General features: G+C 61.9%; 6 protein-coding genes. 5 read left to right on the forward strand and 1 reads right to left on the reverse strand.

What is annotated here, in order from left to right; genetic code table 11:
- Window positions 1–1,094, reverse strand: a 1,094-nt coding sequence (locus VGL22_RS09150; RefSeq protein ID WP_465266601.1) for a 2-isopropylmalate synthase, incomplete at its 3' end; no start/stop codon positions are given.
- A gap of 239 nt (window positions 1,095–1,333) precedes the next feature.
- On the opposite strand from VGL22_RS09150, the gene VGL22_RS09155 reads away from it, so the two are divergent.
- The 5 genes from VGL22_RS09155 to VGL22_RS09175 all read left to right on the forward strand — a co-directional run bounded on the left by VGL22_RS09155 (window position 1,334) and on the right by VGL22_RS09175 (window position 7,853).
- Entirely contained in the window at window positions 1,334–2,257 is a 924-nt protein-coding gene (locus VGL22_RS09155) for a LysR family transcriptional regulator (RefSeq protein WP_465266602.1), read from the forward strand.
- 233 nt (window positions 2,258–2,490) lie between these two features.
- A complete protein-coding gene (locus tag VGL22_RS09160) occupies window positions 2,491–3,114 on the forward strand; it encodes an outer membrane beta-barrel protein (RefSeq protein WP_465266603.1) in 624 nt (207 codons plus the stop codon).
- Window positions 3,115–3,421: 307 nt separating this feature from the next.
- Entirely contained in the window at window positions 3,422–4,414 is a 993-nt protein-coding gene (locus tag VGL22_RS09165) for a HEAT repeat domain-containing protein (protein WP_465266604.1), read from the forward strand.
- A gap of 127 nt (window positions 4,415–4,541) precedes the next feature.
- Complete coding sequence (locus tag VGL22_RS09170; RefSeq protein WP_465266605.1) at window positions 4,542–5,675, forward strand: family 16 glycosylhydrolase; 1,134 nt, start codon at window positions 4,542–4,544, stop codon at window positions 5,673–5,675.
- 183 nt (window positions 5,676–5,858) lie between these two features.
- Entirely contained in the window at window positions 5,859–7,853 is a 1,995-nt protein-coding gene (locus VGL22_RS09175; protein WP_465266606.1) for a glycoside hydrolase family 97 protein, read from the forward strand.
- Window positions 7,854–7,906 lie beyond the last annotated feature (53 nt).

Consider the following 7,906-nt stretch of genomic DNA (forward strand, 5'->3'; position numbering starts at 1 on the left):
GCCACAAAACGGTAATACGTATGCTGCAGCTCATCGCGATCGAGCGTGAACCCAAGCTCCTCCAGCCGATGCCGCAGCGCCGCGCGCCCCGAGTGCTTGCCCAGCACCAGGTTGGTCTTCGAAACACCCACCAGACCCGGCGTCATAATCTCGTAGCACAGCGGATTCGCCAGCATCCCGTGCTGATGAATCCCCGACTCGTGCGCAAACGCGTTCGCGCCCACAATCGCCTTGTTCGGCGACGGCTTGAACGTGATGATGTTCCCCAGCACCTGGCTTGTCGGATAAAGCTGGTTCAGCTTGATCCCCGTCTCTACCGCGTAGTGATCCGCTCGCACATAAAGCGCCGCCGCAATCTCTTCCAGAGCCGCGTTGCCAGCCCGCTCGCCAATGCCGTTGATCGTGCACTCCACCTGCCGCGCCCCGGCCTCAATCGCCGCCAGAGAATTAGCCGCCGCCAAGCCCAGGTCATCATGGCAATGCGACGACAGAATGATCCCCTGCGCGTCCACCGCCGGAATCCGCTCGCGCACATCGCGGAACATCTTCCCGTATTCCGCCGGCGTGGTGTAGCCCACCGTATCCGGCATGTTGATCGTGGTTGCGCCGGCTTCCACCGCCACCCGCACCATCTCCACCAGAAAATCGCGATCCGACCGCGTCGCATCCTCCGGCGAAAACTCCACGTCATCCACCAGGCTCCGCGCCAGCCGCACACTCTCTGCCGTGCGGTCCAGTGCCTCCTGCCGGCTGATCTTCAGCTTGTACTCGAGATGCAAATCGCTCGACGCCAGGAACACATGAATCCGCGGTCGGTCTGCGAACTGCACCGCCCGCGCCGCCATCTCAATATCGTCGCTCTTGGCGCGCGCCAGCGAGGCAATCTTCGGCCGCCGGATCGCCTGCGTAATCGTCGCGATCGCCGCGAAGTCGCCCTCTGAGGCCATGGCAAATCCGGCCTCGATGATGTCCACGCCCAGGTCTTCCAGCGCGTGCGCCATCGTCAGCTTTTCCTGCGTGGTCATGCTGCAGCCCGGCGACTGCTCGCCGTCGCGCAAAGTGGTGTCAAAAAACGCTACGTGATCTGTTGTCATAACTCTCACCTGGTGAGGGAAGCCGTCGTCCGAACATCTTTAGTCTCGCCGATCCGCCCGATATAAGGCAAAGTTATTATTGTTGTAGACGCGATTACAATTACTTATGAAGGCAGGGAGTAGGAAAAAGGAAGCAGGGAGGAGAACGACGCACCCATCGGCACAACTCGAGCGCACACTGCATCCGTTCTCCTCCCTATTCCCTGTTCCGTATTCCCTGCGCTCCGCAGGAGCGCCACATGGAACTTAATCAGCTCGAAACCTTTCTAGCCGTCGCCGAAGAAAAAAGCTTCTCCCGGGCCGCCGCGCGTCTCCATCGCACTCAGCCCGCCGTCAGTCAGGTCATCCGCAAGCTTGAAGAATCCATCGGCGAAACTCTCTTCGACCGCGCCGCGCGCGATGGCTCGCTCACCGCCGCCGGGGTCCTGTTGCGCGACTACGCCCTGCGCCTGATCGCGCTCCGCCGCGAAGCCACCTCCGCCCTCGGCGAGTTGAAGAGTCTCGAACGCGGCCGCCTCCACATGGCCGCCAATGAATACACCTGCACCTACCTCCTGCCTGCCATCGACGAGTTCCGCCGCGCCTACCCACAAGTCACCGTCACCGTGCAGCGCATGCTGGCATCGCACATTCCCGACGAGCTCAACCTCCGCACGTTCGAATTGGGCGTGATCTCGTTCCGGCCTGACCCCGAGCAGTTCCGCACCATCGCGGTCTATGGCGACAGCCTCGCCCTCATCGTCAGCCCCCGGCATTCCCTCGCCGGATCCAATCGCGTCTCCATCAGCGATCTGGGCAACGAGAGCTTCATCGCGCACAACGTTGCCTCCCCCCTCCGCCGCCGCGTCATCGAAACCTTCCAGCGCTACCGCACCCCTCTCAATATGGACATCGAACTGCCCACCATTGAAGCCATCAAGCGCTTTGTTGCCATGGGCAACGGCGTCGCCCTGGTGCCCAACCTCACCGTCGCCCGCGAACTCGAAATCGGCGAACTCGTCGCCGTCACCGTCACGGAACTCGAACTGAAGCGCGTGCTCCGCCTCATCCACCGCCGCCACGGCGCGCTCTCCTACGCGGCCACTGCCTTCCTGCGGACCGTCCGCGACCTCGCCCGCCGCAACGGGCCCCCCTTCTACTACCAGGTGGAGAAGGCCGGCTGAAGCCTTCGAGCAGCACCTCCTCGAACCCTCCTTCCACACCCCTTTTGTGTTATTCATGAAGACACCGTTTAGATTTCTCCGCGTCTAAGGCTTAGCTCATCCTTGTGCAGCGGAGAAAGGCTCGCTCAGGGCATTTACAATTGCTCAGAGCGGGGCCCGGCGCCAACCGGAGCACCGGAATGACAGCTCTTTGCCAGCCGGCACGGTTGGACAGTCGTGAGGTTCAGGATCGAATGAAGAAGATCGTACTCGTACTATTCCTGCTGGCGGTGTGTGTGGCCACAGGCAGAACTCAGGAAAGCCGTCAGGATGTGAGCCTCAGCGGCACCGCGTTGATTCCGCCCTTTGTTGCTTCTTCCACCAACGTGCAGGTCCACTCCAACGCCGGCTACGGCGCATTGGCCAGCTACCGCTTCATGCTCACGCCTAACAGCGCCATCGAAGCTAACTACGGCTTTACCTACGACAACACCTACCGTTACGTCGTCGGAAATACCAACGTCACCAAGATCCTCACGCGTACCCAGGAAATGTCCGGTGCGTACGTCCGCAGCTTCACCTTCCGCAAATGGAACCCCTTCGTTGAAGCCGGACCGGCGGGTCTCATCTTCCTTCCCGTTCGCAACTCCGGAACCACCTCCATCGACGCCAAGCAGCAGACCGAAATCGCCGGAATGTACGGCGCCGGGTTTGCCTATGAGATCAGTCCCAGCTTCGATATCCGCGCGGAATACCGCGGCCTCGTCTCCAAGGTTCCCAACTTCGGGCTGGGCAGCGGAAATACCACCCAGAACCTGACCACCAACAAATGGTTCAACCTCAACGAACCGGTCATCGGCGTCGCCTACCACTTCTAAGCTCTACATCCTGGTTTCGATAAAAAGGGGATGGCGCCGCGCCATCCCCTTTTCCTTCCTCCCGACGTCAGCTACCGTGCCCCATCCGGTCGCATTTTTTTCCAGCGACAGGGTGGGAGACCACAAACCCCGATTCACCCCCCCCGGACATAGCCAGACATTGAAGACGAGTAGCGAGAGCCCCGGTTAACTGTCTGTCATTCCCGGCGGGAATCTGCTTTCTTCTCCAGAAGCGCTATCGGCGCCCCTCCGCCCATTCACCGCGATAAACTTGTCACGCATCTTCGGTCCAGGAGACAGGCACACCGTGGCGCATCGCGCGTTTGACGAACAGATGGAAGCCCTCGAGGCGCTCACTGGCCGCCCCCCTGACCCCGCCGCGATCGCCCTCATAAAAAAATCCATCGCCAACCGCAACAACTTCCTCGTCGCCAAAGCCGCGCGCCTCGCGGAAGACAACCAGCTCCTCGATCTCGTCCCCGACCTCATCGCCGCCTTCGATCGCTTTTTCACCAATGCCGAAAAGAGCGACCCGCAATGCTGGGCCAAAAACGCCTTGACCCGTGCACTCGCCAGGCTCGAGTGCCGCGACAAAGACGTCTTCCTTCGCGGACTGCACCACCATCAGATGGAGCCCGTCTGGGGCGGCCGCTCTGACTCCGCTGGGACCCTGCGTGCCAATTGCGCCCACGCCCTCGTTGCCTGCGAGGGCATCGCCAATCAAGACCTGCTGCTGCTTTTGGTTGACCTCCTGGTCGACGCCGACAAAAGCGTCCGGGCAGAAGCCGTGCGCGCCATCGCGCAGATCGGGGAACTCGCCATCCCGGTCCTGCGCCTGCGGACTCTCATCCCCGGCGAAGATCCTGAGGTGCTCTCCACCTGCTTCCGCACTCTGCTTGAGATAGACACCGCCGCCTCCATCCCCTTTGTCGCGCGCTTCCTCGAGCAGGCGGACGACACCGCCGCCGAGGCCGCTTTTGCCCTGGCTGAAACCCACCGCCCTGAAGCCCTCCAGGCCTTCACCCACTTGCACCGCAGCGGCGGCCCCGCCGCGAGCGATCCCTGGTTCACCGCAATCCTCCTCACCGCCGTGGCGCTCACCCGCCTCCCCGCCGCCGTTGACTACCTCATCGCTCTCATCGAGCAGGAGGACGGCCAAGCGCCCGTCGCCATTGAAGCTCTGGCCAAGGCCTCGTCCGTCCCCGGCATCCGCGAGCGCCTCATCCGGACCGTTGACGAAATCGGGAGCCCGCGTCTCTCCAAAGTGCTTCACGATCACCTGCCCGCCAACGCAGTTTGAATTTCCATCCACGAGTCCCTCAACGCAGCTGTGCCGGGCATCCTTGACGCTCACCGCAGATCGTGCTCTCATCGGTGCGATTCCAATCTGCAACACTTAGGGGGGACCTATGAAATCGGGAGGAACCATGCTTGCCTTGTTACTTTTATCCGGGACCATGTTGTGCGCCTGTGGCGGTGGCTCGGGTTCAAACTCAAACAATCCGCCGCCCGTCACAAAACCTACGGCCGCCACGCCCACCCTCTCCACAGCGAACGCGCAGAATGGCGCGGTCCTCGTCAGCCTGGCGGACTCCACCAGCGGCGCCAAAATCTACTACACGCTCGATGGCAGCACGCCCACCACCTCCTCTGAGATCTATCAGGCTCCCTTCCTGGTCGCGTCCAGCATCACGGTCAAAGCAATCGCGGTCGCCTCCACTTACAACAACAGCACCGCTGCCTCCCAGACCTTTTCGCCCACCATCGCCTCCGGCACCCTTGTCTGGAGCGATGAGTTCTCCAATGCGGGAGGCACCAATCTCGGCCCCAGCGCCTCCACCTGGACCTACGACACAGGCACCAACTGCTGCGGCAACAACGAACTCGAAACCTACTGCGCCTGGGGCTCCGCCACCGCTCCGTGCGATAACAACAATCCCACCGCTTACATCGCCTCTGACGGCTTCCTGCACATCGTCGCGCGCAATCCCTCCGCCGGCGTTTACACCTCGGCGCGCCTCAAATCGCAGGGCCTCTTCAGCTTCATGTACGGCCGTGTCGAAGCCAAAATGAAGCTGCCCGAATCGCAAGGCATGTGGCCGGCATTCTGGCTCCTCGGCAACAACATCGCGACCATCAACTGGCCGGCCTGCGGCGAGCTCGATGTCATGGAGCACATCGATGGCAACAACCCGCCGCCTTACGCCGGCGGCACACCCTACGGCTATGACTGGTTCGCCGGTTCCGTGCACGGCGGCACCGCCGCCAGCGAAGCCAACGGGTCGCAACAGTACCACATGGCCGGCTTCTCCGCCGCCGAGTGGCACACCTACGGCATGATCTGGTCCAAGGGCAAAGTCGAGTATTACGTCGACGACCCCACCAACATCTACGCCACCTTCACCCCCGCCAACTTCCCCGGCACGTGGCCCTTCGATCAGGGCCCGCAATTTCTCATCCTCAATCTCGCCGTTGGTGGCGACTGGCCCGGCAACCCCGACAAGACCACCGTATTCCCCGGTGACATGACCGTCGACTACGTCCGCATCTACGCAAACTGATTCGTTCCACTGCCAAACCTCCGTGCCCCATCCTGTCGCCTTGTTTCTGGCGACAGGGTGGGGCACCACGGCCCCACGCACGTCTTCGCCGTTGCTTTGCCACCCGCAACGAATCTGCTTCTGTCTCCTCCATCCGTCGCACCGCCCTCCGCGTGTTACCATCCGCTCTCGGAGACCGAACTCATGTTCCGCACGCGCCTGATCCTTCTCTCCCTCCTGCTTCTCCTCGTCTCACCACCCAGCGCATACTCCCAGAACGAAGCCGGTTTGCCCCGTGTCGAATCCCCCAACGGCGCCGTCTCCATGATGCTGTTGACACGTCCCGGCGCGAACGGCGGCATCCATTACATCGTCGAGTTCCACGGCAAGCGCATCTTTGACGAATCCATGCTGGGCCTCAAGTTTGACGGCCTGCCGCCCCTCGGCCCCGGCATGAAGCAGACCAGCGTCAAAGCCAGCCAGGCAGACGAGACCTACAACATCCCCCTGGGCAAAACCAGCACAGTGCGCGATCACTACAACGCCCTCCGCGCCGACTTCGAAGACGAAAGCAGCCGCAAGCTCACCATCGAGATGCGCGCTTACGACGACGGCATCGCCTTCCGCATGCTGGTCCCCGATCAGCCCGCGTTCAAGCACGTCCGCCTCGAACGCGAACTCACCGACTTCCTCTTCAGCAAAGACGCAATCACCTACCCGCTCCTCGTCGATGGCTATCAGTCCTCCTACGAAGACGAGTACCAGATGCGCCAGGTCAGCGGATTGCACAAGGATTGGCTCGTTGCCCTTCCGTTCCTCGCCAACGTTCCCGGCGTTGCCTGGGTCGGCATCACGGAAGCCGACATCGAAAACTACGCCGGCATGTATCTGCGCAAAGGCGAGGAGCGCTTCGCCGTGCGCACCCAGCTTGCGCCGCGCATTGACCATCCCTCCATCGCTGTCGAAACCGATACGCCGCTCGCCACGCCCTGGCGCGTCCTGATGGTTGGCGATGAGCCCGGCCGCCTCGTCGAATCGAACATGATCCTCAACCTGAATCCTCCATCCAAAGTCGCCGATACCTCCTGGATCAAGGCCGGCAAAACCTCCTGGGACTGGTGGTCCGGCGATTACGCATCCAACGTCAGCTTCAAGCCCGGCATGAACACCGCCACCCTCAAGCACTACATCGACTTCTCCGCCGCCTCGGGCTTTTCCTACATGCTCATCGACGCCGGATGGGCGCTGGCTAATCGCAAATCGCCTGACGACTACGCTGTCGTCGCCGACATCACAAAATTCGATCCCGCCGTCGACATGCCCGAACTGCTTCGCTATGCGAAAGAGAAGAACGTAAAGCTCTGGCTCTGGTCGCACTGGACATCCGTCGACAAATACATGGATCAGGCTTTCCCGCTGTTCGAGCAATGGGGCATCGCCGGCGTCAAAATCGACTTCATGAACCGCGACGATCAGCAGATGGTCGCGTGGTATCGCCACGTCGTCGACCTCGCCGCTCAGCATCACCTCATGATCGACTTCCACGGCGCGTTCAAGCCCGACGGCCTCCGCCGCACCTATCCCAATCTGGTTACCCGCGAAGCTGTCATGGGCAAGGAGTATCTCAAGTGGAGCGCTCGCACCACGCCCGTGCACAACACCACGCTTCCATTCACGCGCATGCTCGCCGGCCCGCTTGACTACACGCCCGGCGCCTTCGGCAACACCAACCGCGAAGGCTTCGTCGCGCGCAACGAGCAGCCCATGGGCCTCGGCACCCGCGCCCATGAGCTAGCGCTCTACGTCGTCCTCGAGAGTCCTTTGCAGATGGTCTCGGATTTCCCCGAACACTACACCGGCCAGCACGACTTCGATTTCATCAAACAGGTCCCCCCAACGTGGGATGAAGTCCGCGTCCTCGACGGCCGCCCCATGAAAAACATCAGCGTCGCTCGCCGCAGCGGCAAGGATTGGTTCATCGGCTCCATCACCAATTGGGACGCGCGCACCGTGCGGCTGCCGCTCGACTTCCTCGGGGAAGGGAAGTACACCACCGAAATCTACGCCGATGCTCCCGATGCATCCACCAACGCCACCCACACCACCTTCACCACCCAGCCCGTCGACAAGAGCACCGTGCTCGAACTGAAGATGGTCTCCGGCGGCGGCAACGCCATCTGGCTCCACCCCGCCTCCTGACTGCATAAAATCCAGGGCGCCCCACCCTCGCCGCGTCTTTGTTCTTGCGACAG

It is taken from the genome of Occallatibacter sp., assembly GCF_036502485.1.
In the GTDB taxonomy this organism is placed as follows: domain Bacteria; phylum Acidobacteriota; class Terriglobia; order Terriglobales; family Acidobacteriaceae; genus Telmatobacter.

Bases quoted from the DNA above. Each gene is read 5' to 3' on its own strand.
- VGL22_RS09155 (WP_465266602.1), top strand. From the start codon at position 1,334: ATGGAACTTAATCAGCTCGAAACCTTTCTAGCCGTCGCCGAAGAAAAA.
- VGL22_RS09160 (WP_465266603.1), top strand. From the start codon at position 2,491: ATGAAGAAGATCGTACTCGTACTATTCCTGCTGGCGGTGTGTGTGGCC.
- VGL22_RS09170 (WP_465266605.1), top strand. From the start codon at position 4,542: ATGCTTGCCTTGTTACTTTTATCCGGGACCATGTTGTGCGCCTGTGGC.
- VGL22_RS09175 (WP_465266606.1), top strand. From the start codon at position 5,859: ATGTTCCGCACGCGCCTGATCCTTCTCTCCCTCCTGCTTCTCCTCGTC.